Annotated in this window: 29 protein-coding genes; 27 read left to right on the forward strand and 2 right to left on the reverse strand. The window is 32.4% G+C overall.

Going from position 1 to position 26,992, the window contains the following annotated elements:
* Positions 1 to 18 precede the first annotated feature (18 nt).
* The 27 genes from LQ598_RS02150 (at position 19) to LQ598_RS02280 (ending at position 23,502) form a co-directional block, all read left to right on the forward strand.
* Positions 19 to 1,023, forward strand: coding sequence for an NAD(P)H-dependent glycerol-3-phosphate dehydrogenase (locus tag LQ598_RS02150; protein ID WP_103322741.1), 1,005 nt, complete (start codon positions 19 to 21; stop codon positions 1,021 to 1,023).
* Between the two features lie 17 nt (positions 1,024 to 1,040).
* Entirely contained in the window at positions 1,041 to 1,247 is a 207-nt protein-coding gene (locus tag LQ598_RS02155) for a DUF2768 domain-containing protein (protein WP_016912120.1), read from the forward strand.
* Positions 1,240 to 1,965 (forward strand): hypothetical protein, encoded by a 726-nt coding sequence (locus tag LQ598_RS02160; protein ID WP_107559377.1) that lies wholly within the window; start codon positions 1,240 to 1,242, stop codon positions 1,963 to 1,965. Before LQ598_RS02155 ends, LQ598_RS02160 begins: the two co-directional genes overlap by 8 nt.
* 127 nt (positions 1,966 to 2,092) lie before the next feature.
* Positions 2,093 to 2,365, forward strand: a complete 273-nt coding sequence (locus tag LQ598_RS02165; protein WP_016912122.1) for an HU family DNA-binding protein — start codon at positions 2,093 to 2,095, stop codon at positions 2,363 to 2,365.
* 131 nt (positions 2,366 to 2,496) lie between these two features.
* Positions 2,497 to 2,967 (forward strand): hypothetical protein, encoded by a 471-nt coding sequence (locus LQ598_RS02170; RefSeq protein WP_103323353.1) that lies wholly within the window; start codon positions 2,497 to 2,499, stop codon positions 2,965 to 2,967.
* A gap of 42 nt (positions 2,968 to 3,009) precedes the next feature.
* On the forward strand, positions 3,010 to 3,714 hold the full coding sequence (locus LQ598_RS02175; RefSeq protein ID WP_107537543.1) for a demethylmenaquinone methyltransferase: 705 nt from the start codon (positions 3,010 to 3,012) through the stop codon (positions 3,712 to 3,714).
* Between the two features lie 12 nt (positions 3,715 to 3,726).
* A complete protein-coding gene (locus LQ598_RS02180) occupies positions 3,727 to 4,689 on the forward strand; it encodes a polyprenyl synthetase family protein (protein ID WP_107559376.1) in 963 nt (320 codons plus the stop codon).
* A gap of 75 nt (positions 4,690 to 4,764) precedes the next feature.
* The gene (ndk, locus tag LQ598_RS02185; protein ID WP_016912126.1) at positions 4,765 to 5,214 is read left to right on the forward strand and encodes a nucleoside-diphosphate kinase; all 450 of its coding nucleotides are present in this window, start codon (positions 4,765 to 4,767) and stop codon (positions 5,212 to 5,214) included.
* A 122-nt stretch (positions 5,215 to 5,336) separates the two neighbouring features.
* Entirely contained in the window at positions 5,337 to 6,503 is a 1,167-nt protein-coding gene (gene aroC / locus LQ598_RS02190; RefSeq protein WP_107537183.1) for a chorismate synthase, read from the forward strand.
* Positions 6,504 to 6,511: 8 nt separating this feature from the next.
* Positions 6,512 to 7,585 carry a 3-dehydroquinate synthase gene (gene aroB, locus LQ598_RS02195; RefSeq protein ID WP_107537181.1) on the forward strand — a complete coding sequence of 358 codons (1,074 nt, stop codon included), beginning with the start codon at positions 6,512 to 6,514 and terminating at the stop codon, positions 7,583 to 7,585.
* A 15-nt stretch (positions 7,586 to 7,600) separates the two neighbouring features.
* Positions 7,601 to 8,839 carry a tetratricopeptide repeat protein gene (locus LQ598_RS02200; RefSeq protein ID WP_016912129.1) on the forward strand — a complete coding sequence of 413 codons (1,239 nt, stop codon included), beginning with the start codon at positions 7,601 to 7,603 and terminating at the stop codon, positions 8,837 to 8,839.
* A 12-nt stretch (positions 8,840 to 8,851) separates the two neighbouring features.
* Positions 8,852 to 9,385, forward strand: a complete 534-nt coding sequence (locus LQ598_RS02205; RefSeq protein WP_016912130.1) for a YpiB family protein — start codon at positions 8,852 to 8,854, stop codon at positions 9,383 to 9,385.
* Complete coding sequence (locus tag LQ598_RS02210) at positions 9,385 to 9,822, forward strand: DUF2487 family protein (RefSeq protein WP_107537182.1); 438 nt, start codon at positions 9,385 to 9,387, stop codon at positions 9,820 to 9,822. Before LQ598_RS02205 ends, LQ598_RS02210 begins: the two co-directional genes overlap by 1 nt.
* A gap of 645 nt (positions 9,823 to 10,467) precedes the next feature.
* Positions 10,468 to 10,971, forward strand: coding sequence for a Rieske (2Fe-2S) protein (locus LQ598_RS02215; RefSeq protein WP_016912348.1), 504 nt, complete (start codon positions 10,468 to 10,470; stop codon positions 10,969 to 10,971).
* Between the two features lie 13 nt (positions 10,972 to 10,984).
* Entirely contained in the window at positions 10,985 to 11,659 is a 675-nt protein-coding gene (gene qcrB / locus LQ598_RS02220; protein ID WP_016912349.1) for a menaquinol-cytochrome c reductase cytochrome b subunit, read from the forward strand.
* A gap of 37 nt (positions 11,660 to 11,696) precedes the next feature.
* A complete protein-coding gene (locus LQ598_RS02225; protein WP_016912350.1) occupies positions 11,697 to 12,485 on the forward strand; it encodes a menaquinol-cytochrome c reductase cytochrome b/c subunit in 789 nt (262 codons plus the stop codon).
* A 48-nt stretch (positions 12,486 to 12,533) separates the two neighbouring features.
* On the forward strand, positions 12,534 to 13,127 hold the full coding sequence (locus LQ598_RS02230; protein ID WP_103322300.1) for a DUF1405 domain-containing protein: 594 nt from the start codon (positions 12,534 to 12,536) through the stop codon (positions 13,125 to 13,127).
* Between the two features lie 53 nt (positions 13,128 to 13,180).
* The gene (locus tag LQ598_RS02235) at positions 13,181 to 13,867 is read left to right on the forward strand and encodes a zinc metallopeptidase (RefSeq protein WP_016912352.1); all 687 of its coding nucleotides are present in this window, start codon (positions 13,181 to 13,183) and stop codon (positions 13,865 to 13,867) included.
* A gap of 203 nt (positions 13,868 to 14,070) precedes the next feature.
* Positions 14,071 to 14,385 (forward strand): nucleotide pyrophosphohydrolase, encoded by a 315-nt coding sequence (locus LQ598_RS02240; RefSeq protein ID WP_119595874.1) that lies wholly within the window; start codon positions 14,071 to 14,073, stop codon positions 14,383 to 14,385.
* Between the two features lie 19 nt (positions 14,386 to 14,404).
* Positions 14,405 to 15,526 carry an N-acetyl-alpha-D-glucosaminyl L-malate synthase BshA gene (gene bshA / locus LQ598_RS02245; protein ID WP_103322299.1) on the forward strand — a complete coding sequence of 374 codons (1,122 nt, stop codon included), beginning with the start codon at positions 14,405 to 14,407 and terminating at the stop codon, positions 15,524 to 15,526.
* A 1-nt stretch (position 15,527) separates the two neighbouring features.
* Positions 15,528 to 16,739 carry a CCA tRNA nucleotidyltransferase gene (locus tag LQ598_RS02250; RefSeq protein WP_107537324.1) on the forward strand — a complete coding sequence of 404 codons (1,212 nt, stop codon included), beginning with the start codon at positions 15,528 to 15,530 and terminating at the stop codon, positions 16,737 to 16,739.
* The gene (locus tag LQ598_RS02255) at positions 16,726 to 17,694 is read left to right on the forward strand and encodes a biotin--[acetyl-CoA-carboxylase] ligase (RefSeq protein WP_103322297.1); all 969 of its coding nucleotides are present in this window, start codon (positions 16,726 to 16,728) and stop codon (positions 17,692 to 17,694) included. Before LQ598_RS02250 ends, LQ598_RS02255 begins: the two co-directional genes overlap by 14 nt.
* Before the next feature lie 10 nt (positions 17,695 to 17,704).
* Positions 17,705 to 20,398, forward strand: coding sequence for a helicase C-terminal domain-containing protein (locus LQ598_RS02260; protein ID WP_107592796.1), 2,694 nt, complete (start codon positions 17,705 to 17,707; stop codon positions 20,396 to 20,398).
* Between the two features lie 62 nt (positions 20,399 to 20,460).
* Positions 20,461 to 21,753: an asparagine--tRNA ligase gene (gene asnS, locus LQ598_RS02265; RefSeq protein ID WP_107559182.1), complete on the forward strand. Its 1,293-nt coding sequence runs from the start codon at positions 20,461 to 20,463 to the stop codon at positions 21,751 to 21,753.
* Between the two features lie 54 nt (positions 21,754 to 21,807).
* Positions 21,808 to 22,500 carry a DnaD domain-containing protein gene (locus tag LQ598_RS02270; protein WP_103322294.1) on the forward strand — a complete coding sequence of 231 codons (693 nt, stop codon included), beginning with the start codon at positions 21,808 to 21,810 and terminating at the stop codon, positions 22,498 to 22,500.
* Complete coding sequence (gene nth, locus LQ598_RS02275) at positions 22,490 to 23,158, forward strand: endonuclease III (protein WP_107537234.1); 669 nt, start codon at positions 22,490 to 22,492, stop codon at positions 23,156 to 23,158. Before LQ598_RS02270 ends, nth begins: the two co-directional genes overlap by 11 nt.
* Positions 23,155 to 23,502, forward strand: a complete 348-nt coding sequence (locus LQ598_RS02280) for a YpoC family protein (protein WP_016912361.1) — start codon at positions 23,155 to 23,157, stop codon at positions 23,500 to 23,502. The genes nth and LQ598_RS02280 overlap by 4 nt, the downstream gene beginning before the upstream one ends.
* A gap of 491 nt (positions 23,503 to 23,993) precedes the next feature.
* Here LQ598_RS02280 and LQ598_RS02285 read toward each other — a convergent pair whose 3' ends face one another.
* Positions 23,994 to 26,369 carry a transglycosylase domain-containing protein gene (locus tag LQ598_RS02285; protein WP_107537235.1) on the reverse strand — a complete coding sequence of 792 codons (2,376 nt, stop codon included), beginning with the start codon at positions 26,367 to 26,369 and terminating at the stop codon, positions 23,994 to 23,996.
* Complete coding sequence (gene recU / locus LQ598_RS02290; protein WP_016912951.1) at positions 26,366 to 26,992, reverse strand: Holliday junction resolvase RecU; 627 nt, start codon at positions 26,990 to 26,992, stop codon at positions 26,366 to 26,368. Before recU ends, LQ598_RS02285 begins: the two co-directional genes overlap by 4 nt.

Raw genomic sequence — 26,992 nt, forward strand, 5'->3', positions numbered from 1 at the left:
GTAAAAGGATTGATAAATATGACAAATATAACTGTGTTTGGTACCGGAAGTTGGGGAACTGCATTAGCTAGTGTTTTAGCAGACAATCATCATGATGTTCTAATGTGGGGAAAAACTGAAAATACAATCAATGAAATTAATAAAGAACATACTAATTCAAAATATTTAAAAACAATTTCTATAAATGAAAATATTAAAGCAACGACAAATATGAAAGATGCTGTGCATCATGCTTCAATATTTATAATCGCTGTACCAACTAAAGCAATTCGCGAAGTTTCTGAACATATTAACGAAATTGCGTATGGTAAAAAAGTTTTCATACATGTATCAAAAGGTATTGAACCTGGAACATTCAAAAGAATCTCCGAAATGATTGATGAATCCATCAATTCTAAAATAAACGGAGGTATTGCCGTATTATCAGGTCCAAGTCATGCTGAAGAAGTTGCAATCAAGCATCCTACAACAGTTTCAGTATCTTCAGAAAGTGAAGAAGTTGCGAAATTAGCACAAGATTTATTTATGACAGATTATTTCCGTGTTTATACGAATAATGATTTAATTGGAATAGAAATTGGTGGCGCACTAAAAAATATTATCGCACTTGCTGCAGGTATAACTGACGGTATAGGATATGGCGATAATGCTAAAGCTGCACTTATGACAAGAGGCTTAGCAGAAATTACGCGTTTAGGCGTTAAAATGGGTGCAGATCCAATGACTTTCCTCGGACTCGGGGGCATAGGCGACCTAATTGTAACGTGTACTTCAGTTCATTCAAGAAACTGGAAATGCGGTAATATGCTAGGTAAAGGTGCAACATTAGAAGAAGCTTTAGAAGAAATGAACATGGTAGTTGAAGGTGTCAGAACAACTAAAGCTGCCTATAACTTATCTAAAAAATATGATGTAGAAATGCCTATTACATCAGGTCTATATAAAGTATTATTCGAAGATTATCCTGTTTCAGAAGGCGTTAAAGACCTTATGGAACGCGACAAAAAGTCAGAGAATATTTAAGCAAGTGAGGTATTTAAATGTTTGATATATCAAGAATGGATTTAATGTGGGTGTCTTTTTACTCGATAGGCTTTATGATTTTAGCGATTATACTCGTATATTTGTCTAGATTTAAATTTAAAAACAGAATTTTAAGTGGTATTACGATGTTATTAGCGGTTATATCACTTATTCTTGCTGGTATTTTTATGATCGTTGTATTAGGTGGATCTAGCCATGCATAATTATAAAAAAATAACATTTCTTATATTATGTTGTACATTACTCTTATCTGCATGTGCGTTTCCTGATAAGGAAAAAGAGGAAAATCAAGTACCTGCTAAAGACCAATTAATGATGGTTCAAACGGCAGTAGATGAATATCAAAAAGCGAGTAATGGTTTATTACCTCTTAAAGAACGAGACGATAGCTATTCCATATATTTAAAGCACCCGGTAGATTTTAATAAATTAAAGCCAAAGTTCTTATCACAACTTCCAGGTAATGCATTTGAAAATGGTGGTATATACCAATATGTCATTATGGATGTCGATAAAGATCCAAAAGTACATTTAATTGATTTAAGAACTTCAGAAGTGTTAAAAGATATTAGAATTAGAATTGATGCGAGCGGTGAGCCGTTACAACTCGGGAAAAAAGTTGCGCCTAACGTATATGAAATTGACTATAAAAAATATGGTTTTAAGAAAAAACCTACAGTTCCAAGTCCTTATAGTAACGAAAGATTACCTGTTTATATGAACGGTGGTAACGATTTCGTAATTGATTATCGATTAGATTTAGCAAAAGCAATTAAAAAAGAAAAGTCGCTTCCTAAACCTGGTACAGACATTCGCTACCTACTTTATAAAGAAACGCCTATACTACCGGCTTATTCACCAGAATTTACAATAAATAGCAAAAATGAGCCCGTTTTTAAATCAAAAGTGAAAAAATATTAATAAAATTATAGAAATTATACATTAATAGCTTGTAAATCGTTGCAGTGACACTGGTTGTTGTGTTAAAGTCTTATCATAATGGTATTTATACATATCATTACATAACCTTTTGGGAGGTGAAATTGAAATGAACAAAACAGAATTAATCAACTCAGTAAGTGAAAAAGCTAATTTAACTAAAAAAGAAGCCGGTCTTGCTGTAGATGCAGTGTTCGAATCAATTCAAAAATCTTTATCTGACGGTGAAAAAGTACAATTAATTGGTTTCGGTAACTTTGAAGTACGCGAAAGAGCTGCTCGTAAAGGACGTAACCCACAAACTGGTAAAGAAATTGATATCCCTGCAAGCAAAGTTCCAGCTTTTAAAGCAGGTAAAGCATTAAAAGATGCAGTTAAATAATTGATTGTATCAAAGCCCTTATTAAGGGCTTTTTTTATTTGTCTTATTTCTTTAAATGAATTAGATATATGCATTTTCAATTCATTTAACTTAGTGTTAAGATATATAGGTGATAATGTTGAGGTGATAAGATGGATAAAATTGAAAAAATTTATAATAAAGAAATTTCTAATTTGTTAAAGGGCGTCCAAAATAGTAATGTTCCAGTAGTGAATCCCATTATTGCAGAAATATTGAACAATATTAACGTTGATACGCATGCAAAGTTAGCTACGATATCTATTGATGCCTCAATGCGCTTTTTAAATCGTATTGGAGAACCTAACGTCTCCAATCAAGATATTTTAATAGGTGATCTTGTTAGTGCATACTTTTATAAATGTGCTACATTAAATAAAGATTTGAAATTTTTAGATACAATGACTAAAGCGATTAGTAAACAAAATGAATTAAAGCAAACTTTAGCAAGTGATAAAACGAATGCCAATTCTAATATGATTAAAGAAATTGAATCTATTTATATTACAACGCTAATAGATTACTACGATATCAATATGGATAAAGAAAAGTTGAAAGATGAAATTTATGCATATTATTATTAATAAATAATAACTATATTTTAAAATTTAAAGGAATGAATAAAAGTGGATAATAAATCTAAATCAGAACACGTACATGACGTTTTCCAAAATATTTCTGGAAAATATGATACATTAAATAATATTATAAGTTTTGAACAGCATAAAAGATGGCGCAAATATACAATGAAACAAATGAATGTGAAACCTGGTTCAAAAGCTTTAGATGTATGTTGTGGAACTGCAGATTGGACGATACAATTAAGTCATGCTGTTGGACCATACGGTGAAGTGGTAGGCTTAGACTTCAGCGAAAACATGTTAGAAGTAGGTAAGAAAAAAACAGATAACATGGCCAACATTCATTTGATACATGGTGATGCTATGAGTTTACCTTTTGAAAATAATGAATTCGACTATGTAACAATTGGTTTCGGATTAAGAAATGTTCCAGATTATAAACATGTCTTAAATGAACTTAAGAGAGTCGTTAAACCTGGAGGTATGGTTGTATGTTTAGAAACAAGTCAACCAACAGTACCAGTGTTCAAACAAATGTATCGATTCTATTTTAAAAATATCATGCCATTATTCGGAAAATTATTTGCAAAATCTTTACAAGAATATAATTGGTTACAAGAATCTGCCGGAAACTTTCCTGGCAAAAAAGAATTAGCAGAAATGTTCGCTGATGTTGGTTACGAAAGAATAAAAATCAAAAGTTTTACTGGCGGCGTTTCGGCTATGCATTTAGCTTATAAACCTAAATAACAAGGTGATTACATGTATGATAAAACAAAAATCCATTTAAACAAAGAAGTAAAAGAAATAGAAAAACAACTTAATAACTATATTAATAGTGATCAAAATACAATAAATGAAGCTTGCCAATATTTATTAACGTCTGGTGGTAAACGTATACGTCCATTGTTTACATTAATCGCCAGTCAATTTGGCGAGCGATATTCAAAAGATGTAATCACAGTAGCTACAACTTTAGAGCTTATACATATGGCTAGTTTAGTTCACGATGACGTAATTGATAAAAGTGACAAGCGAAGAGGGAAACCTACTATTGCAAAGAAGTGGGATGTACAAACAGCAGTCATAACAGGTAATTATTTGTTATCTCAATCATTAAATGCTGTAAGCACCATTGAACATCCTGACCTACACAAGCAATTGGCCCACGGTATCATAGAAGTTTGTAGAGGAGAACTCTTCCAATTTGAAGATCAATTTATTTCAAATCAATCTATTACGAACTATTTACGTCGAATTAAACGTAAAACAGCTTTACTTATTTCATTATCTACAGAATTAGGTGCATATGCTGCACGAGCAGATAATGAAACAGTTAAAAAGCTAACTAAAATTGGCTATTACATAGGTATGAGTTATCAAATTGTGGATGATATATTAGACTTTACGAGTACTGAAAAGAAATTAGGTAAGCCAGTTGGTTCGGATTTAAAAAATGGCCATCTTACTTTACCAGTATTGTTAAGAATGAAAAACTCATCTGAATTTAAAGAACATATCAATAAATTACATGCGGATAGCCCAACAGAAACATTCGATTTATTAGTAGAAGAAATCATTACATCTGAAGAATTGCAAAAATCAAAAGAAGTAAGTAATAATTATTTACATAAAGCTGAAGATTTAATTGATACGCTAAATAATGAATCAGGCAAAAAGATGCTTTTAGAAATAATTATGAAAATAAGAGATAGAAACCATTAGAAAGCGCTTGCAACTCCCTTTCTTCAATGATAAACTTATCTTGGATTTACATAAAACAAAGGTAGGGATTACGCAATGGAAAGAACATTTTTAATGATTAAACCTGATGCAGTTCAAAGAAACCTAATTGGTGAAGTTGTTTCACGATTAGAAAGAAAGGGATTAAAATTAGTTGCAGCAAAATTGTTTCAAGCTAATGAAGAATTAGCGAAAGAACATTATGCTGAACATGTTGAAAAGCCTTTTTATAACAAATTAGTGAGCTTTATTACATCAGGCCCAGTATTTGCAATGGTAGTTGAAGGTAAGAATGTAGTGGAAGTTACGAGAACAATTGTTGGAGAAACAAACCCTACTAAAGCAGCTCCAGGTACTATAAGAGGGGATTATGGTATTGATTTAGGAAGAAACATTATTCACGGATCTGATTCTAATGAATCTGCTGCACGTGAAATAAGTTTATGGTTTGATGAATCGGAACTTAATGATTATATATTAAATGATGAAAAATGGGTATATGAATAATAAACACAAGCGAGGAATAGTTTAACAAATTTTTGTTAAACTATTCCTCGCTTTTTGTTAATTTAAAGCGTTAAATATGATATGATTAATTTTATATTTAATTAACAGTAGGGAGAGATAATATGCGTTACTTAACATCTGGTGAATCACATGGACCACAACTGACTGTCATTATTGAAGGTGTTCCAGCTAATTTGAAAATTGACGTCAATGAAATCAATGAAGAAATGTTTAAACGTCAAGGCGGTTACGGACGTGGTCGTCGTATGCAAATTGAAAAAGATGCTGTAGAAATCGTTTCAGGTGTGAGACATGGTTATACTTTAGGTAGCCCTATTACACTCATCGTGAAAAATGATGATTTTAAACATTGGAGAAAAATCATGGGTGCAGATCCATTAACTGAAGAAGAAATAGAAAATATGAAAAGAGTTATTACGAAACCGAGACCAGGACATGCAGATCTTGTTGGTGGGATGAAATATAACCATAGAGATTTAAGAAATGTCCTTGAGCGTTCTTCTGCTCGTGAAACAGCAGCAAGAGTAGCTGTAGGTGCAGTTTCTAAAATTTTATTAAAAGCTTTAGATATAGATATTTATTCTAGAGTTATCGAAATAGGCGGCATAAAAGACGATTTTGAATACTCTCTTGAAGAAGTGAAAGAAAATATTGATCACAATGATGTACGTTGTATTAATGATGACGTAGCAGAAAAAATGAGAAATCGAATAGATGAAGCGAAAAATGATGGTGATTCTATCGGCGGTATCGTTGAAGTTGTTGTAGAAAACATGCCTGCAGGTATTGGAAGTTATGTGCATTATGACCGTAAATTAGATGGTCGTTTAGCTCAAGCGGTCGTTAGTATTAACGCTTTTAAAGGTGTTAGCTTCGGTGAAGGATTTAAAGCTGCAGAAAAACCAGGTAGCGAAATCCAAGATGAAATTGCATATGACAATGAAAAAGGTTATCACCGTTTATCAAACCATTTAGGTGGGCTTGAAGGTGGTATGTCAAATGGTATGCCAATCGTTATTAACGGTGTTATGAAACCTATACCAACATTATATAAACCATTAAATTCTGTCGATATAGATTCTAAAGAGAGCTTTAAAGCTACAATCGAAAGATCAGATAGTTGTGCAGTCCCTGCTGCAAGTGTAGTGTGTGAACACGTCATTGCATTTGAAGTTGCTAAAGCAATTACAGAAGAGTATCAATCTAACCATATTGACCAATTACAAGATGCGATTAAAAACCATCGTAATTGGAACTTGAATTTCTAGGTGATGACATGATTTTTAAAACAACTTATAATGACAACAACTACCCGATTATATTGAAGCAAAATGCATTGACAGATATAAAACATTATTTGAAAGAAAATGAACAAAATATCGTTTTAATTGATCAAGATGTTTATCGATTTCATAAAGAATATTTAAAAGAACAGCTTGAAGATGATGATATTAAATTTTTAACAATTATGAGTGGTGAAGTATGTAAGCAAATGTCTTACTTTGAATCAATCAGTGAGAAATTGTTATCTATGAATATCACTAGGCAGTCACAATTAATTGCGATCGGTGGAGGTGCTACTGGAGACTTTGTTGGATTCCTTGCCGCGACGTTACTACGAGGTATTGATTTCATTCAAGTACCTACAACATTGCTTGCACACGATTCTGCAATAGGTGGCAAAGTTGGCATTAATGCTTCAGTTGGTAAAAATTTAATAGGTGCTTTTCATAGACCACGTGCAGTTATATATGACACGAAGTTTTTAGAAACGTTACCACATTCAGAAATTAGAAGTGGTTACGGTGAAATATATAAGCATGCAATTTTAAATAGTGAAGCTGATACAACACGTCTAATGGAAGTGTATCCGTCGATTAAAGAGTTGTCTCAATTACAAAATATTGAAACATTTTTAAAAATGGGTATTGAAACAAAATTAAAAATTGTCATTGAAGATGAGTTCGAAGGTGGCGTGCGTAAGCATTTAAATTTAGGACATACATTTGGACATGGTATAGAATACTTAACTAAAATTGCACATGGTGAAGCTGTTATGATTGGTATTCTATTCCAAAAAGTTATCAATAAAAACAGAAATTTATATGATACGTTAGATACAATTGATGCATTAATCAATTATTTAAAAGAACTTGGATATCCACTCAATATATTGAATGATGCTGATATTGAGCTTATTTTTGAGTATATGAAAAAAGATAAAAAAAATATTGGACAATCGATTCAAATGGTTTTACAAAAAGGCGAAGCTTCGTTTACAATTGAATCCGTTTCTAAAGATGAAGTATTAGACGCTTTTAACGAACTTAAAGCTCTAATTAATGAATAGAAGGAGTCCTTTAATATGGAAGATGTATATAAAGTAATTGACGATATTCACATGAAAAATATCGACCAATTAGATGAAAAAGTAAATAGAGTTTTACAATCGGATGATCATGATGCGTTATTTATGTTAGGAGAAACATTGTATAAATACGGTATTGTCGATCAAGGTGTAAAAATATTTGAAGAATTATATTTCCTTTATCCAGATGAAAATGAATTGCTCGTTTATTATATAGAAGGACTAATCGATCAAAATGATTTAGAAAGAGCACACGAAGTGCTTTATAACAGTCCTCATTCAACAGAAAAATTAATGCTAGAAGCTGATTTATATCAGCAACAAGGTTTATTTGAAGTTGGTATTGAAAAACTTATCGAAGCTAAAGAAATGCAACCAGATGATATCATCATCACTTTTGCTTTAGCTGAAATGTATTATTATGATGGTCAATATTTAAAAGCAATGTCAAACTATGAAACAATTACACAAACAGGTGAAGACATTATAAATGGTATTTCGATTTATGCGCGTATGGCTGATGCAAGTTTACAAAGTGGTGCATATGAAGAAGCGATTAATTATTATGAAAATGTTTCGGAAATGGACATGACTGCGGAAGATTACTTCAAACAAGCGATCAGTTATCAAAAAAATGACTTAACACTTGAAGCAATTAAGCAACTTGAAAAACTATTAGAAAAAGATCCTGACTTTATGCAAGCTTATCATTATTTACTTCAAATATTTGAATCTGAAAAAAATTATGAAAAAGCGATTGAAATCGGTAAAGAAGGACTTCGACTAAATGCATATTACAAAGAGTTAATGACGGATACGGCGAGATTAATGTTAACAACTAATGATGAACACGGTGCGATTCTTTTACAAGATGCGCTTACAGTAGATCCATCATATACAGAAGCTGCCATCATACTTGCTGACTATTATCGTGAAAAAGATAATACAACCGGTTTAATTAACTTGCTTACTTATGTAGATCATGAAGATATTGATCCAATTGTAGCTTGGCATGTAGGTTATGCATTTGGCGTAGAAGAAAGAGATAAAGAAGCACAACATTTCTACGAATTAGCGTACCCAGATTTATTACAAAACATCGACTTCTTAAATGACTATTATCATTATTTAATAGAAATCGGTAATATTGAAACAGCTAAAAATATATTAGAGTCTGTTCGCAAGCAGGATCCTGAGAATCCATATTGGGATCAAGAATACGAAAGACTATTATAAGTAGGGTTAAATATGAATCATACATGGCTTAATTATGAAAAACAGCGGTTCATTGAATATATATTGTACCAATATGATTTTAAAATTGCTGAAAGTGTATGGATATTAAATTTACTTAAAAGTAGTCCGAAATATTTATCAAATATTTCATTCGTTAGAGAAACGACTCATGATCGAATTTTATCGATAAGCACAGATCGATCTAAACAATTGCCCTTATTATATTGCAAAGAACAATTTTGTATAGAAAATGGACGTCAAATATTTCATGATATAAGACTAGATGAGACACACTTAAATGTATTGCTCTATTTAAACAACAATGATGACCGTTTAAATAGATTATTGCTCTTACAAATGCTCGTCGCATATTATGGAGAAGAAAAAGACCTTCGTCCATTAAACAACAATCATAATAGTCTTCATCATTGGGGACAATTAATTAGAAATGAAATTGATAAATCATTAGATCATAACGATCAAGATACTTTTTTAGAAATGTCTAAAATATTACAATTCATTAATGAGTTGGAGGAACGTCAGTAATGTTATTTAATCATGTTGACTTAAAAGAATTAAAAAACAACTTAGAATATATAGATACAGCGATTATACCTGTTTCCAATATCGATATGAATCATCAATTATTGGCTTCATGTGACAAAAATGAAACAGTACAACTCGTAGGCATGTTAGCTGAAAAACAATTTAAAGGTAGATTATTGTTAACCCCTTCATTTTTTACGAGCGGAAATCAATACGAGCATGTAATATCATTCATCCAAAGCTTAAAAGAATATGGACTAAACAACATTATCGTTTTAAGCAGTGAGAAATTCGACCTAGATCCAGATATTCAACTTTATTCAGTGAATACAATCCCTATGGGTGATCTAGACGATGATATGAAACGCACACTTATAGAAGATGAAGTTAAACAATTCATGAAATTCATCATCAAAAGTTGGAACAAATCATCATAAAGATAAAGTAGGTTGGGACATCAATACCCAATCTCAAAATTAAGGTCTCTTCATTAGGTTATCGCCTAGTGAAGAGATTTTTTTTGTGTTTAGAGTGTTGCGATTTTGAAAGTGCATGCTTGTCTTATGAATATGGATCGAGTTTGCAGTCTCTCACTCATACTATTCCCCCGGGCGTCAGCACTTTACAAAATCGATACAAAAATGATGATTTAAGTATGTACAAAAATGTCTTGGATTAACATCGGAATAAACTCACGACATGGGCAATGTCTTGGATTAACATCGGACTTAACTCACGACATGGGCAATGTCTTGGATTAATTGCGGACTTAACTCACGACTTAAGTATTGTCTTACGCTATGTCGTGAGTTGAATCATTTCATCGGACTATCTTCCGGTAACATTACTTAAAAATGCATCTTGCAACAGTTTGAATTTGGGGAAATCACTATCAAAAATCAATTTTTTAGACTGAATTTATCGTTAAATATTAAAGCCTTTTCATTTTTTTGAATTTTACGTGTTAAAACCTAAATAAATAAACATTTAAATTGTGACAAAGCGTTGACCGTCTTGAAATAATAGGCTAAAATTAAGTTGTCCTAGTTATAAAAGAACGATTAATAGAGGGGGGAATCTAAATGAGCCAACGTGTCACACGACGCCAATTTCTAAACTATTCATTAATGGGTGTTGGGTCATTTATGGCTGCTGGTATGATTTTACCTATGGGTAGATTTGCGCTTGATCCTGTTTTCAAAGCGGATGCACAAGGCGATTTGATTGCTACAGGCGTAAAGGAGTCAGAACTTGGCAAAGAGCCTATAAAAGTGGACTTTAAATTCGAACAAGAAGATGCTTGGTATACGAGTGAAGTTACAGAATTTGCTTGGGTATACAAAGATGGAAAGGACATCGTAGCATTATCACCGGTCTGTAAACATTTAGGATGTACAGTAACTTGGAATGGTGATGACTCAAATCCTAACCAATTCTATTGTCCATGTCATAACGGTCGTTATGAAAAGAATGGTAAAAACATTCCTGGTACGCCACCATTAGCACCACTTGATCAATACGAAGTGAAAGTTAAAGATGGCATTATTCAAATCGGTAAAAAACACGAGAACGAATTAGCTAAATAAGGAGGGATTAACAATGATAGATAAAATCTATGATTGGGTCGATGACAGACTTGATATTACACCAATTTGGCGAGATATTGCTGATCATGAGGTGCCAGAGCATGTTAACCCTGCTTATCACTTTTCAGCTTTCGTTTATTGTTTTGGTGGTCTAACGTTTTTCATTACAGTAATACAAGTATTATCAGGCATGTTCTTAACGATGTACTATGTTCCAGATATCGTTAATGCTTGGAAGTCAGTTTACTATTTACAACACGATGTAGCTGCTGGTGTTATCGTACGTGGTATGCACCATTGGGGAGCAAGTTTAGTAGTAGTCATGATGTTTTTACATACACTTCGTGTATTTTTCACAGGATCTTATAAACAACCGAGAGAATTAAACTGGGTTGTAGGTGTTTTAATATTCTTTGTAATGCTTGGATTAAGTTTTACTGGTTATTTATTACCATGGGATATGAAAGCACTTTTTGCAACAAAAGTAGGTTTACAAATTGCAGAGTCAGTTCCTATCATTGGGCCGTGGGTTAAGACATTACTAGCAGGGGATGCAGAGATAGTTGGTGCACAAACTTTAACTCGTTTCTTTGCGATACATGTATTCTTCCTACCAGCTGCACTATTCGCGTTACTGGCAGCACACTTTATAATGATCAGAAAACAAGGTATTTCAGGTCCACTATAAAAATAACGTGAATAAATGAAAAAGGAGGTCATGCGACATGCATCGCGGTAAAGGGATGAAGTTTGTTGGTGACTCAAGAATTAAGTCATACGACAAACCAAAGTTAAATAGAGATTACTCAGAATTTCCAGGTCGTACAGAGAGTTTCTGGCCTGACTTTCTATTAAAAGAATGGATGACTGGTGCGGTTTTCTTAATTGCATACTTATGTTTAACAGTCGCGCATCCATCGCCACTTGAACGTGTGGCAGATCCATCTGATACTGGTTATACACCATTACCAGACTGGTATTTCTTATTCTTATATCAAATACTTAAATATACATTCGCATCTGGTCCTTATAATACATTTGGGGCAATCGTCTTACCAGGTATAGCATTTGGTGCTTTATTATTAGCACCTTGGTTAGATAGAGGACCTGAACGTAAATGGACGAAGAGACCATTTGCTTCTGGATTTATGTTAATTGCAGTTGCTATCTTATTCTATACAACATGGGAATCAAGTTATTACCATGATTGGAAACAACAAGCTAAGCAAGGTGAAATCGTATTCTCTAACTTAGATAAATCTGACCCAGTATATACTGACATTATCAAGTCAAACTGTACAAGTTGTCATGGTGGTGAGTTGACTGGGGGACAAGGTCCAAACTTGGTTGAATCGAAATTACCTAAAGAGGGTGTCCATGGATTTGTAGAAAAAGGTGCAGGTAAAATGCCGAGCTTTAAAGATACACTTTCAAAAGATGAAATCGATAAAGTATCTAAATACGTTGCAGATTTACATGAAACAGATGCAAACGGTAAAGAATTGAAAAAATAATTATTAAAGCCACCATTTTATGGTGGCTTTTTTCAAAGGAGTAATCTAATGGCATTTTGGAGATATGTAATGGGACAAAAGTCAGTGCTCATAACATTATTTATAGCAAATCTGCTCGGCACAATTTATGGATATATATGGTATGGTGGACAATTATTAGAAAGTAAATGGTATTTTTGGCCTTTCATCCCTGATAGTCCTACAGCAACTTTATTTCTAGTAATTGCTATTGCAGCTATTTATTTCAATAAGCATTTAGGATTGTTTGAATGTTTAGCGTTTGTGACATTAATTAAATATGGTGTATGGGCTGTCGTGATGAATTTATTTGTTATGATTCATTATGATCAACTTGTTCCTATGGCAATTATGCTCATGACTTCTCACGGGATCATGGCGATTCAAGCATTTATGTTCTATCCATTATTTCACATCAAAACTTGGCATATCATCGTAACAATGATATGGGTATTTCATAATGACGTCATAGATTATGTGTATCACCAATATCCTGTATATAGTATGTTAAGCCAGTACGAGTCACATATCGGATATTTTGCTTTTTGGTTAAGTATTGGCGCTTTTCTATTATTATTATATTTACAAAAAAATATAAAATTACGTTCGAAATATTTGACGTAACGGCCGTCACTCCGTAATATAATAAATAACAGGGATATAAAGGAGGAAGTTATTTGTTTTCATATATCATATATTTTATCATCATTATGCTTGTCCCTATGTACTTTCAATTTAGAGTAAAATCAACTTACAATAAATATTCAAGAGTACGCTCAACAAGTGGGAAGACGGGTAAACAAGTAGCTGAAGAAATTTTAGCTGCTAACGGTATTCATGATGTGGAAGTATTACAAGGTGAAGGATTCTTATCAGATCATTTTGATCCATCTAAAAAGCGTGTTGTATTATCACCTGCTAACTATCAACAACCAAGTGTAGCAGGAGCAGCAATTGCAGCTCACGAAGTTGGACATGCAATTCAACATGCTCAAGGATACGGGTTCCTAAAATTTAGAACAGCGCTTTTACCGCTAGCTAGTTTAGGAAGTTCATTATCATACATTATTATTTTAGCTGGTATCGTATTAACAGCAATGAGTAGTACATTCGGTACAACATTATTATGGGTTGGTATTGTGTTTATGTCATTCGCTGTTTTATTCTCATTAATTACATTACCAGTTGAATTTGATGCAAGTAAACGGGCAATGCGCCAAATTGAGAAATTAAATATGGTTAACGAACAAGAATATAGACATGCTAAAAAAGTTCTATCAGCAGCTGCGATGACATATGTGGCCGCCACAGCAGTAGCAGTAGCGGAACTGGCAAGATTTATTCTAATGGCTCGTAATAGTTAATGACTATTAAAGACTATCGATTTAAGTTTATAACTTATATCGGTAGTTTTTTTATTTTATAATGAATCATAAATTGTAGATTTAAATGTTCCATAACGTTCTATCAGTTTATAACATTGTCATTATATGCATGAATCATATATAATTTTATTATGTGAGTTCCTTTGTATATTAATATAAACGTAATGTGAGGAGGAATATTAATGGATATGAAAGAAATGCAAAAAGAAGTAGATACTTATATTTCTCAATTTAAAGCTGGCTATTTTTCACCATTAGCTAATTTAGCTAGATTAACGGAAGAAGTAGGAGAACTGGCAAGAGAAATTAATCATAGTCATGGTGAGAAAAAAAAGAAATCTACTGAAGAAGAAAATACGATTGAAGCTGAACTAGGCGATAATCTATTTGTATTAATTTGTTTAGCAAACTCATTAAATATAGATTTGACTAAAAGTTTTGAAGATACTATGCATAAATTTAATGTAAGAGATAAAGATAGATTTGAACGTAAATAAGTCATTATGGAGGAATAGTATGAAAATCGGTATAACGTGTTATCCATCAATGGGCGGTTCAGGCATAGTAGCGACTGAACTAGGATTGGAAATGGCAAAGAGAGGGCATGAAGTTCATTTTATAACGTCTAATATGCCTTTTAGAATGAGAGAGCCTGTGCCAAACGTTACTTTTCACCAAGTTGACGTTAATCAATACTCTGTTTTCCAATATCCGCCATATGATATAACATTAAGTGCAAAAATTGCAGATGTCATCAATGATTACGATTTAGATATTTTACATATGCACTACGCAGTCCCACATGCAATTTGTGGTATTTTAGCAAGACAAATATCTGGGAAAGATGTCAAAATCATGACGACATTACACGGTACGGATATAACAGTATTAGGTTATGATACATCATTACAAAGTGCCATTCGCTTTGGAATTGAAAAAAGTGATGTTGTCACGAGTGTTAGTGATAGTTTAAAAGAAGAAACATATGAAGTAATAGAACCAGATAAAGACATTCAAACAATATATAACTTTGTACAAGAAGATAACTTCCCGCAAGTTTATAATACAGATTTAAGGACGAGATACGGAATAGAAGAAGATGAAAAAGTCATCACATTTGTATCTAATTTTAGAAAAGTAAAACGTGTCCATGATGTTGTAGAAACTTTCTATAAGATCAACAAAAATGTTAAATCTAAATTACTGTTAATCGGGGATGGACCGGAATTACAAGTTGCTAGAGAACAAATTAAACATCTCAATATTGAAAATCATGTGCTTTTCTTAGGCAAACAAGATGAAGTTAATATTTTTTACCAAATGTCTGATTTAACATTGCTCTTAAGTGAAAAAGAAAGCTTTGGATTAGTGCTATTAGAAGCGATGCTAACGGGTGTTGTTCCGATTGGTACGAATGCAGGTGGTATAAAAGAAGTCATTAAAAACGGTGAGACAGGTTATACCGTTGATGTAGGTGACACGGATAAAGCGAGTGAATATGCAATTGAGTTATTAACAAATGAATCGTTATATAAAAACATGCAAAGTAAAATGATAGCAGACGTCCGCAAACGTTTCTCTTCGAAAGTAATTGCTGATCAGTATGAATCTTGTTACAACGATATGTTAGGAGTTTAAAATGAGTCCTTATCAAGTTTTTGAAGATGCTCGATGGATATTAGAAGTGCTAGAAAATAACGGTCATCAAGCTTATTTTGTTGGTGGTTCTGTAAGAGATTATTTAATGGATAAACATATTTCTGATGTAGATATAACAACGAGTGCTTTGCCAGAAGAAGTCGAAGCATTATTTGAAAAGACATTACCGATTGGAAAAGAACACGGTACGATTATTGTGTTAGGACAAGAACAACAATTCGAAGTAACGACATTTAGAAAAGATGGAGATTACGTTGATCATAGAAGACCAACATCTGTACAATTTGTAACAGACTTATATGAAGACGTCGCAAGAAGAGACTTTACTATGAACGCGATAGCTATGGATAAATCTTATCAATTACATGATTATTTTGATGGTTTAAGCGCGATTAAGAACAAAATCATAACAGCTGTAGGCACACCGATTGATAGAATGGAAGAAGATGCTTTACGTATTATGAGAGGTGTTAGATTCCAAGCGCAAACTGGCTTTAATCTCGATAGAGAAACAGAAGAAGCTATGCGTCAAACAGCGCATTTATTGGACAAAATTGCTATTGAAAGAATTGTCGTTGAATTAAAGAAAATGATCACTGGACAATTTATAAATCGTACCATTTCGACAATTAATCATTTGGACATGTTTAAACATATGCCATTTTTCAAACATATTCATCACGACACCATTTTCATACCGCTGCAATCCAGTTTTGAATTATGGATTGGATCTTTATGTTATTTATACGATTTAGAGTTTTCACGTTTATCGCATTTAAAAATAAGCAATCAAGAGAAGCGTGAAATCATTTCATATTATAATCTTTTAAATGCGTTTAAACATGAAGACAAATCAAAAGTAAACATGATTAGCTTAGTTTATTCATATGGGGACAGGAAAATGAAGGACGTGCTTCAATATATACGAGAAAATGAAGCGCAGCTCAATATACAATTTCACCCTACAATTATGAATGCTATTTTAGTAGATGAAATTTATGATAAACTACCTATATACGATAAAGCAGACTTAAATATCAATGGACAAGTACTGATGAGTGCTTTTAATAAAAAGGGTGGACCTTGGATTAAAGATACATTAAACAAAGTCGAACAAGCAGTAATCTTAAATAAAGTGAAAAATACACAAAATGATTTAATAGAATGGGTGCGAGAGAATGTCGAAATATAAACATGAAATTGTCAATTATTTATATCGAAATGATGAATACTTATCTGGTCAACACATTGCAGAGACATTAAATTGCTCACGTGTTACTGTTAAAAAAGTAATTGATCAACTTAGAAAAGAAGGATTTGAGATTGAATCCATATCTAATAAAGGTTATAAAATCGCAAAGATCCCTACAACTTGGCAAGAAGACATCGTTAATATAGAACTTAAAGATAATTTATTATTAAATCGTGCAATTGTTCAAACACAAGTTGATTCTACACAAATACTCGCTAAAGCTCATGTCAATGACACGGACAATCATTTTATTGTGCTAAGTGATGAGCAGACTAAAGGTCGAGGTAGATTTAATCGAGAATGGTCATCTTTAAAAAGCAAAGGGCTTTGGATGTCGGTCGTATTAAGACCAGATATACCGATTCAAAAAATGTCGACATTCAATTTGTTTATTAGTCTTGCTATTCAAGAAGTGATTGAACAACATTATCATATACAATGTAAAATTAAATGGCCTAATGACATATATATAGGCAATAAAAAAGTATGTGGCTTCTTAACTGAGATGATAGCTGATACGGATGGTGTAAATGCTATTATTTGTGGAATAGGTATTAATTTAAATCAAACACAAGAAGAATTTGATAAAGTTAATCAATCACGCGCTACGAGTTTAAATATAGAGAATGGTAAACCTATAGAACCTTATCAATTTCTGAGCGTCCTTATAAAAGCAATCGAACAAAGATATGATCAATTTTTAAATTTACCATTTAGTGAAATTAAAGAATTATACAAAAGTAAAAGTATGATTTGGAATAAAACATTAACTTATACTGAAGGTAATAAACAAATTGTTGGTCGTGCAATTGACATTCAAGACAATGGGTTCTTAACTGTGATATCTGAAGATGGCGATTTACATCAATTTATGAGTGCAGATATCGAAATATAGGAGAGATAATATGGCGCAAAGATACGCTGTTGTAGATTTAGAAACTACTGGAAACCAAATCCAATATGACGAAATCATACAAATTGGTATTACATTTATAGAAAATCATCAAATTATAGATACATATCATTCATATGTTAAAACTGATTTGGAAATTCCATCTTTCATCCAGGCATTAACAAATATAAATGAATTAGATTTACAAGAAGCGCCTTATTTTGAAGAAATTAGTAAATCTTTATTGAATAAGTTGAAAAACTGTGTGTTTGTCGCGCATAATGTTTTATTTGATTTGAACTTTTTAAAGTCTCATTTCGAAAAATATCAATTGGAATTTGAACCGAAATTAATAATTGATACGATGGAGCTTTTTAAAATTGCATTTCCAAATGAAGAAAGTTATCAACTAAGTGAATTGAGTCAATCATTAGAAGTGGATTTAAATCAAGCACATAGTGCAGATGAAGATGCTAAAGCAACAGCTTTATTATTTATAAAAGCCATTCAAAAAATTGAAAATTTACCGATTGATACGATAAAGCAACTTTACTATTTATCTAAATCTTTAAAATATGATTTGAAAGATATTTTGTTTGAAATCGTTAGAACGAATCATGGGCAAGAAACAGTTTCTAGCAATATAAAGAAATATCAAAACATCCATTACTTAAAGCAAACACCTATTCGTAAATCTCACAATAGAGAGACGATTACAATTGATGAAGCATATGAAAGAATTCTTACAACATTTAATTTTGATTACCGTAAAGAACAATATCAGTTAGTACAACAGCTATTCGATTCATTATTGCATAATGAAAATGCGCTTATTGAAGCACCATTAGGAAGCGGTAAATCAATGAGCTTTGTACTCGCTTCACTGCTTTATTATTTAGAAACAGGTGAACATATTCTCGTATCTACGCATACGAAATTACTTCAAAATCAACTGTTAGAACAAGAATTTAATAAAGTATTGAATGCATTAAACCTTGATTTAAAAGCTATGATTATAAAAAGTAAAGATCACTATATTTCTCTAGGTTTAATTTTGAATATTCTTCAAGATGATACGGATAATTACGAAGCAACGATCTTAAAAATGCAATTGTTAGTGTGGATTTTAGAGACTGAAACTGGAGATATAGAAGAACTGCATTTAAAGGGCGGACAAAAAGTATTCTTTGAACAAAAAAGAACAACTTATGTTCCTTTTAAAAATGATATACATTACTATCAATTTATTAAAGAAAGTGCCCAAAGTGTAGAGATTGGTATTACGAATCATGCACATTTATTGCAACATAGTACAGAAGATACTGTATATCAGTTGTTTAAACATATTATTGTTGATGAAGCACACCGCATACAAGACTATGCACTTAATCAAGTGACGGATGATTTAAATTATCAACATATTAAATATCACCTCGGATTATTAGGCAAAAATGAACAAGAAAAATTGTTTAAACGATTAGATAAACTTGAAAATAGAAGAGTGATTGAACAGTATCCAATTAACCCGATAGATATATATCAACTTAAAAGAGATATCGAATTGCTACATGAGCAAAATGAAAATTTATTTGATGAATTGATGGCGCAAATCAATAACAGACAAGATTCTCAAGTTGGAGATGATCAACAAATTCATTATTTTTATGATATCGATATAACAAATATTTCGGAAATATTTAAACGACAAATCAGTACTATCAATCAAATCTTATCTAGATTCAAATCTTATACACACGCACATGTTAAAGCATTTAAAAAAGAATTGATTTATATTTACCACCAATACACTAAAATATATAACGTTATTAAATCTGGTCAAATACCTTTTGTTTCTATCAAAAAGATTTCTCAGAAATCGACGCTTTCACTTTTTGTGAAAAAAGAAGAGGTTAAAGATTTACTTAATGAAGTATTTATCGAGCAATTTAATAGTAATATATTCATTTCTGGAACGTTAACTGTAAATGAATCATTTACGTCATTTAAATCTATGTTCCCTGAAAATATTGATTTTCACACATACTACTTAAATGACATTTATGATTTAAAAAACCAAGCGACTTGTTTCGTTCCTAACCATATGCCGACTTACCAGTTCCATAATCAAGATGAATATATTGAAACAATCGTTCATTATTTATCTACATTCGTCAGTGAAACAAATCAAAAATGTTTAGTGCTATTTACGAATTATTCAATGCTTTATCAAGCTTATCGTTATATGGAAGAACTTGAAGTATTCGAAGACTATGTATTATTAATGCAGCAACAACATTCGCATGTATATAAACTGGTTCAACAGTTTAACCAATTTGATAAAACGATACTGCTTGGTACGCTATCATTCTTTGAAGGTTTTGATTATCAATCTTCAGGCATTAAATGTGTCATGATGACGAAGTTACCATTTATACATCAAGATGATCCGAGATACCATTTAATGAAAGATGAATTTGATAATCCATTTAAAGATTTCGTCTTGCCTGACGCTGTAACAAAATTCAGACAAGGTATTGGTAGATTGATTAGAAATAAAAACGATCAAGGTTTATTAGTATGCTTTGACCGAAGAATTTTAGATAGTAATTATAGTAAATTTTTCATTAATGCTTTAGGTGAAATACCCGTAATTGAAGGCGATATAGATAATTTCCAAGATAAATTAAGAAAATATCCAAACAGATAGCAGTTGTATGCATAATTTGATAAAATAACTATAGGTAATTTATTTGAATAGGAGAAATAATAATGAATATTACGATTAAACAAGCGAAAGATTACGTCAATCAAGAAGTGACAATCGGTGCTTGGATTGCAAATAAGCGATCTAGTGGGAAAATAGCATTTTTACAGTTAAGAGACGGTACAGGGTTTATGCAAGGTGTAGTAGTAAAAGCTGAAGTATCAGAAGATATGTTCAAACTTGCTAAATCATTAACTCAAGAAACGTCAGTATATGTAACGGGAACAATTACAGAAGATGATCGTTCTAAATTCGGATATGAAATGCAAGTAAGTGGCGTAGAAGTTATATCAGAATCACATGATTATCCAATAACGCCTAAAAATCACGGAACTGAATTTTTAATGGATCATAGACATTTATGGTTACGTTCTAAACGTCAACATGCTGTTATGAAAATTAGAAATGAAATTATACGTGCGACTTATGAATTCTTTAATAACAATGGATTTACTAAAATAGATCCCCCAATTTTAACAGGTAGTGCTCCAGAGGGTACGAGTGAGCTCTTCCATACAAAATATTTCGAAGAAGATGCTTTCTTATCTCAAAGTGGACAATTATATATGGAAGCAGCTGCAATGGCTCATGGTAGAGTGTTTAGCTTCGGACCAACATTTAGAGCTGAAAAATCTAAAACAAGACGTCATTTAATTGAATTTTGGATGATTGAACCAGAGATGGCATTTATGAAACATGATCAAAGTTTAGAAGTGCAAGAAAACTATGTTCAACATATTGTGACGTCAGTATTAGAAAATTGTACTTTAGAATTAGATTTACTGGAAAGAGATACGGCTAAATTAGAAAAAGTTTCTACACCGTTCCCAAGAATCACTTATGATGATGCTGTAGAATTCTTGATTAAAGAAGGATTCGACGATATCGAATGGGGCGACGACTTTGGTGCGCCACACGAAACAGCTATTGCAAATCATTATGATAAACCAGTGTTTATTATTAATTATCCAACAAAAATCAAACCATTTTACATGGAACCGAACCCAGAGAATCCAGGCACAGTATTATGTGCTGACTTAATTGCACCTGAAGGTTACGGAGAAATAATTGGTGGTTCAGAAAGAATCAGTGATTTAGAGTTAATTAATCAAAGAATTCAAGAACATGGATTAGATCCAGAATCATATAGCTATTACACTGACTTAAGAAGATACGGCAGTGTGCCACATAGTGGATTTGGATTAGGACTTGAAAGAACAGTAGCATGGTTAAGTGGCGTAGAACACGTTAGAGAAACTTCACCATTCCCACGTTTACTTAATCGTTTATACCCATAATAATACGCCCAATTATTGGGCGTATTATTTCTATTACAAAGTAGGTGAAAAAGAATGTATACTCGTGAAATGTTAAGAGAAAAACCAGTTGTTATACAAAGAGCTTTATTTAATCATTACGTAGAATTAGGCTTAAATGAAAAACAATTTGTTATTCTAATAAAATTATTAGATCAAGAAAATGAACGTAATATACAACCACCATTAGAAGATGTGCAGCAAGGAACAAGTTTGTCAATTCAAGAAGTCAGTCATATCATCAATCAACTTTCACAATTGAAATGTATAGACATTAAAATTGAAAAAGATGAACAGCATAAATATAATGAATTCATATCATTTGATCCATTGTTTGAACAATTGGCATTAGTCTTAAATGAAACAAAACAAGAAAACAAGGCAGAAGATCAAAACAACCAATTTAAAAAATTATTCCAAGAGTTTGAATCTACATTTGGTCGACCTTTAACGCCATTAGAAGTCCAAACGTTAAATCATTGGATTGATACAGACCATCATTCCAATGAACTTATACGAAGTGCACTTAATGAAGCACATAGTTTAGATAAACTAAGTATCAAATATATAGATAGAATTTTATTGAATTGGAAGAAGAAAAACATTACAACTGTTCAATCTTCAAAAGAAGAAAGCGAAAAGTTTAATCAAAACAAAAAATTAAAACAAAATGTTAATTCAATACCGATTTTTGATTGGGTGAACGGGGAGAATCCATATGATAAGTAAAAAGAAAGCATTAGAAATGATGGATGTAATAGATGAAATGTTTCCTGATGCTGAATGCGAGCTTGTACACGATAATCCTTTTGAACTTACAATTGCCGTCTTGTTATCTGCACAATGTACAGATGTACTTGTCAATAAAGTAACGAAGTCCCTTTTTCAAAAATATAAAACACCTGAAGACTATTTAAGTGTCAGTTTAGAAGAATTACAAGATGATATTAGATCAATTGGATTATATCGCAATAAAGGAAAAAACATTCAAAAGCTATGTCAATCATTATTAGATCATTATGATGGTGTCGTACCAAGCACACATGAAGAGTTAGAATCGTTAGCAGGTGTCGGACGTAAAACAGCAAATGTTGTCATGAGCGTTGCATTTGGTGAACCAGCACTAGCAGTGGATACACACGTTGAAAGAGTATCTAAACGACTAGCAATATGCAAACTTAAAGATAACGTACGACAAGTAGAAGATCGATTATGTAGTATCATTCCGAAAGAAAGATGGACAAAAAGCCATCACCAATTAATATTTTTCGGAAGATACCATTGCGTAGCGCGTAAACCAAAATGTGAAGCATGTCCTCTATTAGACGATTGTAGAGAAGGACAAAAAAGATTAAAAGCCGGACTTGTAAAGGTTGAAGGTGCATGATAGAAAAACAAGACTTTATAGAACTAGAAGAACAAATCGAACCATTAGTAATAAACAAACAACTGAAAAGTGATCACGCACACCAATTATTAGATCAATATTATGCGCTCATCATCGGTTATATCGAACAGATCAATCAAATAGACAAATTTGATATAAGTGAAATATCTAACTATCCAGTTATACCCATGAATTTTGAAGAACGATATCAATATATCAATGATAGAATTTATCACTTTATGGGATATAGACAAATGGTAACCTTAAAAGATGAGCTAATCAAAATGAATGCAAGACACCAACTTAAACTCAAAAGAGAAGCTAAATTAAAACAAGGTGACTGATTTAAGTAATATTAGATAGAGCTATGACAGTAATGTAAAAGAGCGTAAATTCTTGAATAAATAGGAATTTACGCTCTTTTTACTTTATCTACTGAGTCTTCGTGCAATTTGACTGTGAATTTATCAAGTCAGTGCCCACATGATAAATAGAGCCCGTGAATTTATCAAGTCAGGGCTCACATGATAAATAGAGCCGTTGAATTTATCAAGTCAGGCTCCACATGATAAATAGGAAACAATCTTTATAATTTTTCTCCACGATTTTGTGAAGTGCTGACGCCCGGGGGAATAGTATGAGAGAGAGACTACAGGCTCGAGCCATACCCCTAGGCAAGCATGCACGAACAAAATCGTAAGATTTTAAAACATATCACGCTATTACTGAAGGCAAGCATGCACTTTCAAAATCACAAAATTGAATATAAAAAAAGAGCTCTTCACGCGGCGATCGCCTCGTGAAGAGCTCTTATATTTATATCCAAACGATTTCTTTATTCATCTTCTGCTTCTTTGGCCGCTTCTCTAGCTGCGTTTGAACTTGAGCTATTTGAGCTACTGGAGCTGTCAGAACTATTTGAATCACTACTTGAACTTTGTTCATTGCTAGATTCTGAAGTAGGTGACTCGGTTGTTTGTTCTTCTGTTGTTACATTTTCAGTATTAGCTGATTGTTGTTGTGTTGTACTTTGTGTCGTGCTTTGTGCATTTGATGAATTTGAATTCGTTTGTGGTTCGTTTGTTGTTACATTATTATTGTTGCCTGAGAAATTATAACTATTTTGTTGATTATCAGTATTACCAGTACTTGGTGCTGAGTTACTTGTTGTTTGGTTATCTTCATTACCTGCAACACTTAAGCTCTTGCCACTTCCAGTTACTGAATCAGGCTTTTCAAAGTCTGAACCGTCATAGCTTGAAATCTCTGACATTACTTCATTGAATAAAATTTGTGGTTTGATTTGTTCATCATGTCCTAAGAATGAGTTTTCACCGTATTCTTTAACTTTATTGAAGCCCATCCAAACAGACATTGTGTACTGTGGTGAATAACCTGTTATCCACACGTCTTTCGCTGCATTTTCAGGTAATTGATATTCACTGTATACTTCGTCACCATAAGTACCTGTACCTGTTTTAGCTGCGACATTTACACCACTTATACCATAACCGTAAGCTGAACCATATGCTTCGAAAGTACCTTTAAGCATTTCTGTTAACATATATGCTGTGTAATCTTCCATTGCTTTATGACTATCACTTGAGAATTTAATTGTTTCATCATCTTGTGTGACAACTTTTCTAATCGATTTAGGCTCATTATATGTTCCGCCATTACCTATACTTGCAAATGCTGATGCGAGTTGAGTAGGGGAGAATTCTGATTGTGAACCACCGAGTACTTCTGATGGTCCAATTTGGTCTTTATAATTTAAATTAACTTTAGATGCAAAGTCTTTAACGGCTTTTTCACCAGCGTTTTGATTTGTTTCTTGCCAAGATTTGAGTGCTGGTATGTTATAGGATCTTGCTAAAGCATCTGCCATAGTGACTGATCCATGTCCTTTACCGTCATAGTTCTTAAAGATACTACCATTAACATTATATTCACTTTCATCTTGGAACTTATGGTTGGTAGCATATTGCATATTTTCTATTGCTGGTCCATAAGCTAAAATTGGTTTAAGTGATGAACCAGTAGGGTGTATATCTGTTGCTTGGTTTCTATCTACAACATCTTTATATTCTTTACCACCACTGATACCAACTAGTCTACCAGTTTTCGTATCTACTATGGATGACCCTGTAATTTGGTCTTTATTCTTGTAGAAAGTACCATTATCTACAGAATCTTGTAATGTTTTTTGAACATTTTTATCCATGTTTGTGTAAATCTTCAGACCACTTGTCATAATATCGTTTAAAGATTGACCTTTGAACGCTTTATTTTCAGTGATTTCTTGTTTTACATAATTAATGTATGAAGCGTACTCGTTATCAGGTGTATCTGTCATAGCATCATTTCTTTCTTCTACCGTTCTTTGAACTAAGTTCTTATCGATAGGTGTATCTTGTGCTTCTTTCATTTCTTTCTTAGAAATTCTACCATGTCTTTCCATTAAATAAAGTACAGTGTCTTTACGTTTTTCTGCTCCCTCAGGATTGTCATAAATATTATATTGGTTTGGAACTTGAGGTAAGCCAGCTAAATATGCTGTTTCTGCTAAGTTTAAATCTTTTAACTTTTTGTTGAAGTAATACTTAGATGCAGTTTGTGAACCGTAAATACCATCTGAATAATAAATTTTATTTAAATACATTTCAAAAATTTCATCTTTAGAGTATTCTTGTTCAAGTCTATATGAAAGGTAAGCTTCTTGAGCCTTTCTTTCTATAGATTTCTTATCAGTTAAGAATGAACGCTTTACAACTTGTTGCGTCAGTGTTGAGGCACCTTGTGAACCGAATCCACCAGTAAAGTTTTTCATGACTGCTCCAGATAAACGTTTATAATCTAATGCGCCATGATCATAGAATCGATTATCTTCTGTTGCTAGTACCGCGTCTTTTAATGTATCAGGTACTTCATCGAATTTAACATGTTCTCTCTTTTGTCCCATATAAAGGGTTGTCACGAGTTCGTTGTTTTTGTCATAAATTTTAGTTGGTAATTGGTCTTTAAGCGCACTTTCATTGAAAGCAGGAGCTTTCCAAGCATAATATGCAAATACGAGAACACCTACTATTACCATTGCCAAGAATGCTAGTACGAGAATACCAAACACCTTAATTATAGTTCTTTTGATATTCCTCTTTTTCTTAGGTTGTTCTTTGTTATTTTTACTATTAGAAGCTTTTGATTGACTCATTTGAGCGCCTCACTTTCTGTTTTTATCAATTGATCAACTATTTGTATGTAGTTAATTCTTGGTCTAAATTGGATTGGAATGGCAAAACCATCTGACTCTATTTCTTTTAAAGTAATGGATTTTTTTCCTCCAGATTTATATCTGTCCCAATATACCATAAAATTCCTAAAAGGCAATAAAAATACGCTATCATGGTAGCTAAATTTTATCAATAAAAAACATATGCCTTTTTGGCTTGAAACTTGTTCCATATGTACTACTTGGTGATCGTGGATATTATTTAATGGGAAACTTGTTTTGTTTTTTGTTTCCTTAGCTTCAAAATCAATATAGTATCCATTATAAACACCATTGTAATCTGTCGTTGAAGGTTTTCTAAAATAAGCTTCTTTAATAACAGCTTTTTGTCTTTTAGGATAATCTACATCGACAATTTGGATAGGTGTCGGTTTCTTATGAATAACTGCTACATTTTCTAACCTGTAATATTGATTTGATTTATCAATTTCCTCTTCAAAATTCATCCCTCTCTTACCATATTGTATTTTACTATACTTTGGGGAGTCTTGACTTGGGACTTCAGAAGTATTTTTGATCCCTTTTTTACCATTTGGATAATTCAA

Origin of the sequence: Mammaliicoccus sp. F-M27, from assembly GCF_022387115.1 — a bacterium.
In the GTDB taxonomy this organism is placed as follows: Bacteria; Bacillota; Bacilli; order Staphylococcales; family Staphylococcaceae; genus Mammaliicoccus; species Mammaliicoccus vitulinus.

Bases quoted from the DNA above. Each gene is read 5' to 3' on its own strand.
- LQ598_RS02150 (WP_103322741.1), top strand. From the start codon at position 19: ATGACAAATATAACTGTGTTTGGTACCGGAAGTTGGGGAACTGCATTA.
- LQ598_RS02155 (WP_016912120.1), top strand. From the start codon at position 1,041: ATGTTTGATATATCAAGAATGGATTTAATGTGGGTGTCTTTTTACTCG.
- LQ598_RS02160 (WP_107559377.1), top strand. From the start codon at position 1,240: ATGCATAATTATAAAAAAATAACATTTCTTATATTATGTTGTACATTA.
- LQ598_RS02165 (WP_016912122.1), top strand. From the start codon at position 2,093: ATGAACAAAACAGAATTAATCAACTCAGTAAGTGAAAAAGCTAATTTA.
- LQ598_RS02170 (WP_103323353.1), top strand. From the start codon at position 2,497: ATGGATAAAATTGAAAAAATTTATAATAAAGAAATTTCTAATTTGTTA.
- LQ598_RS02180 (WP_107559376.1), top strand. From the start codon at position 3,727: ATGTATGATAAAACAAAAATCCATTTAAACAAAGAAGTAAAAGAAATA.
- ndk (WP_016912126.1), top strand. From the start codon at position 4,765: ATGGAAAGAACATTTTTAATGATTAAACCTGATGCAGTTCAAAGAAAC.
- aroC (WP_107537183.1), top strand. From the start codon at position 5,337: ATGCGTTACTTAACATCTGGTGAATCACATGGACCACAACTGACTGTC.
- aroB (WP_107537181.1), top strand. From the start codon at position 6,512: ATGATTTTTAAAACAACTTATAATGACAACAACTACCCGATTATATTG.
- LQ598_RS02200 (WP_016912129.1), top strand. From the start codon at position 7,601: ATGGAAGATGTATATAAAGTAATTGACGATATTCACATGAAAAATATC.
- LQ598_RS02205 (WP_016912130.1), top strand. From the start codon at position 8,852: ATGAATCATACATGGCTTAATTATGAAAAACAGCGGTTCATTGAATAT.
- LQ598_RS02210 (WP_107537182.1), top strand. From the start codon at position 9,385: ATGTTATTTAATCATGTTGACTTAAAAGAATTAAAAAACAACTTAGAA.
- LQ598_RS02215 (WP_016912348.1), top strand. From the start codon at position 10,468: ATGAGCCAACGTGTCACACGACGCCAATTTCTAAACTATTCATTAATG.
- qcrB (WP_016912349.1), top strand. From the start codon at position 10,985: ATGATAGATAAAATCTATGATTGGGTCGATGACAGACTTGATATTACA.
- LQ598_RS02225 (WP_016912350.1), top strand. From the start codon at position 11,697: ATGCATCGCGGTAAAGGGATGAAGTTTGTTGGTGACTCAAGAATTAAG.
- LQ598_RS02230 (WP_103322300.1), top strand. From the start codon at position 12,534: ATGGCATTTTGGAGATATGTAATGGGACAAAAGTCAGTGCTCATAACA.
- LQ598_RS02240 (WP_119595874.1), top strand. From the start codon at position 14,071: ATGGATATGAAAGAAATGCAAAAAGAAGTAGATACTTATATTTCTCAA.
- bshA (WP_103322299.1), top strand. From the start codon at position 14,405: ATGAAAATCGGTATAACGTGTTATCCATCAATGGGCGGTTCAGGCATA.
- LQ598_RS02250 (WP_107537324.1), top strand. From the start codon at position 15,528: ATGAGTCCTTATCAAGTTTTTGAAGATGCTCGATGGATATTAGAAGTG.
- LQ598_RS02255 (WP_103322297.1), top strand. From the start codon at position 16,726: ATGTCGAAATATAAACATGAAATTGTCAATTATTTATATCGAAATGAT.
- LQ598_RS02260 (WP_107592796.1), top strand. From the start codon at position 17,705: ATGGCGCAAAGATACGCTGTTGTAGATTTAGAAACTACTGGAAACCAA.
- asnS (WP_107559182.1), top strand. From the start codon at position 20,461: ATGAATATTACGATTAAACAAGCGAAAGATTACGTCAATCAAGAAGTG.
- LQ598_RS02270 (WP_103322294.1), top strand. From the start codon at position 21,808: ATGTATACTCGTGAAATGTTAAGAGAAAAACCAGTTGTTATACAAAGA.
- nth (WP_107537234.1), top strand. From the start codon at position 22,490: ATGATAAGTAAAAAGAAAGCATTAGAAATGATGGATGTAATAGATGAA.
- LQ598_RS02280 (WP_016912361.1), top strand. From the start codon at position 23,155: ATGATAGAAAAACAAGACTTTATAGAACTAGAAGAACAAATCGAACCA.
- LQ598_RS02285 (WP_107537235.1), bottom strand. From the start codon at position 26,369: ATGAGTCAATCAAAAGCTTCTAATAGTAAAAATAACAAAGAACAACCT.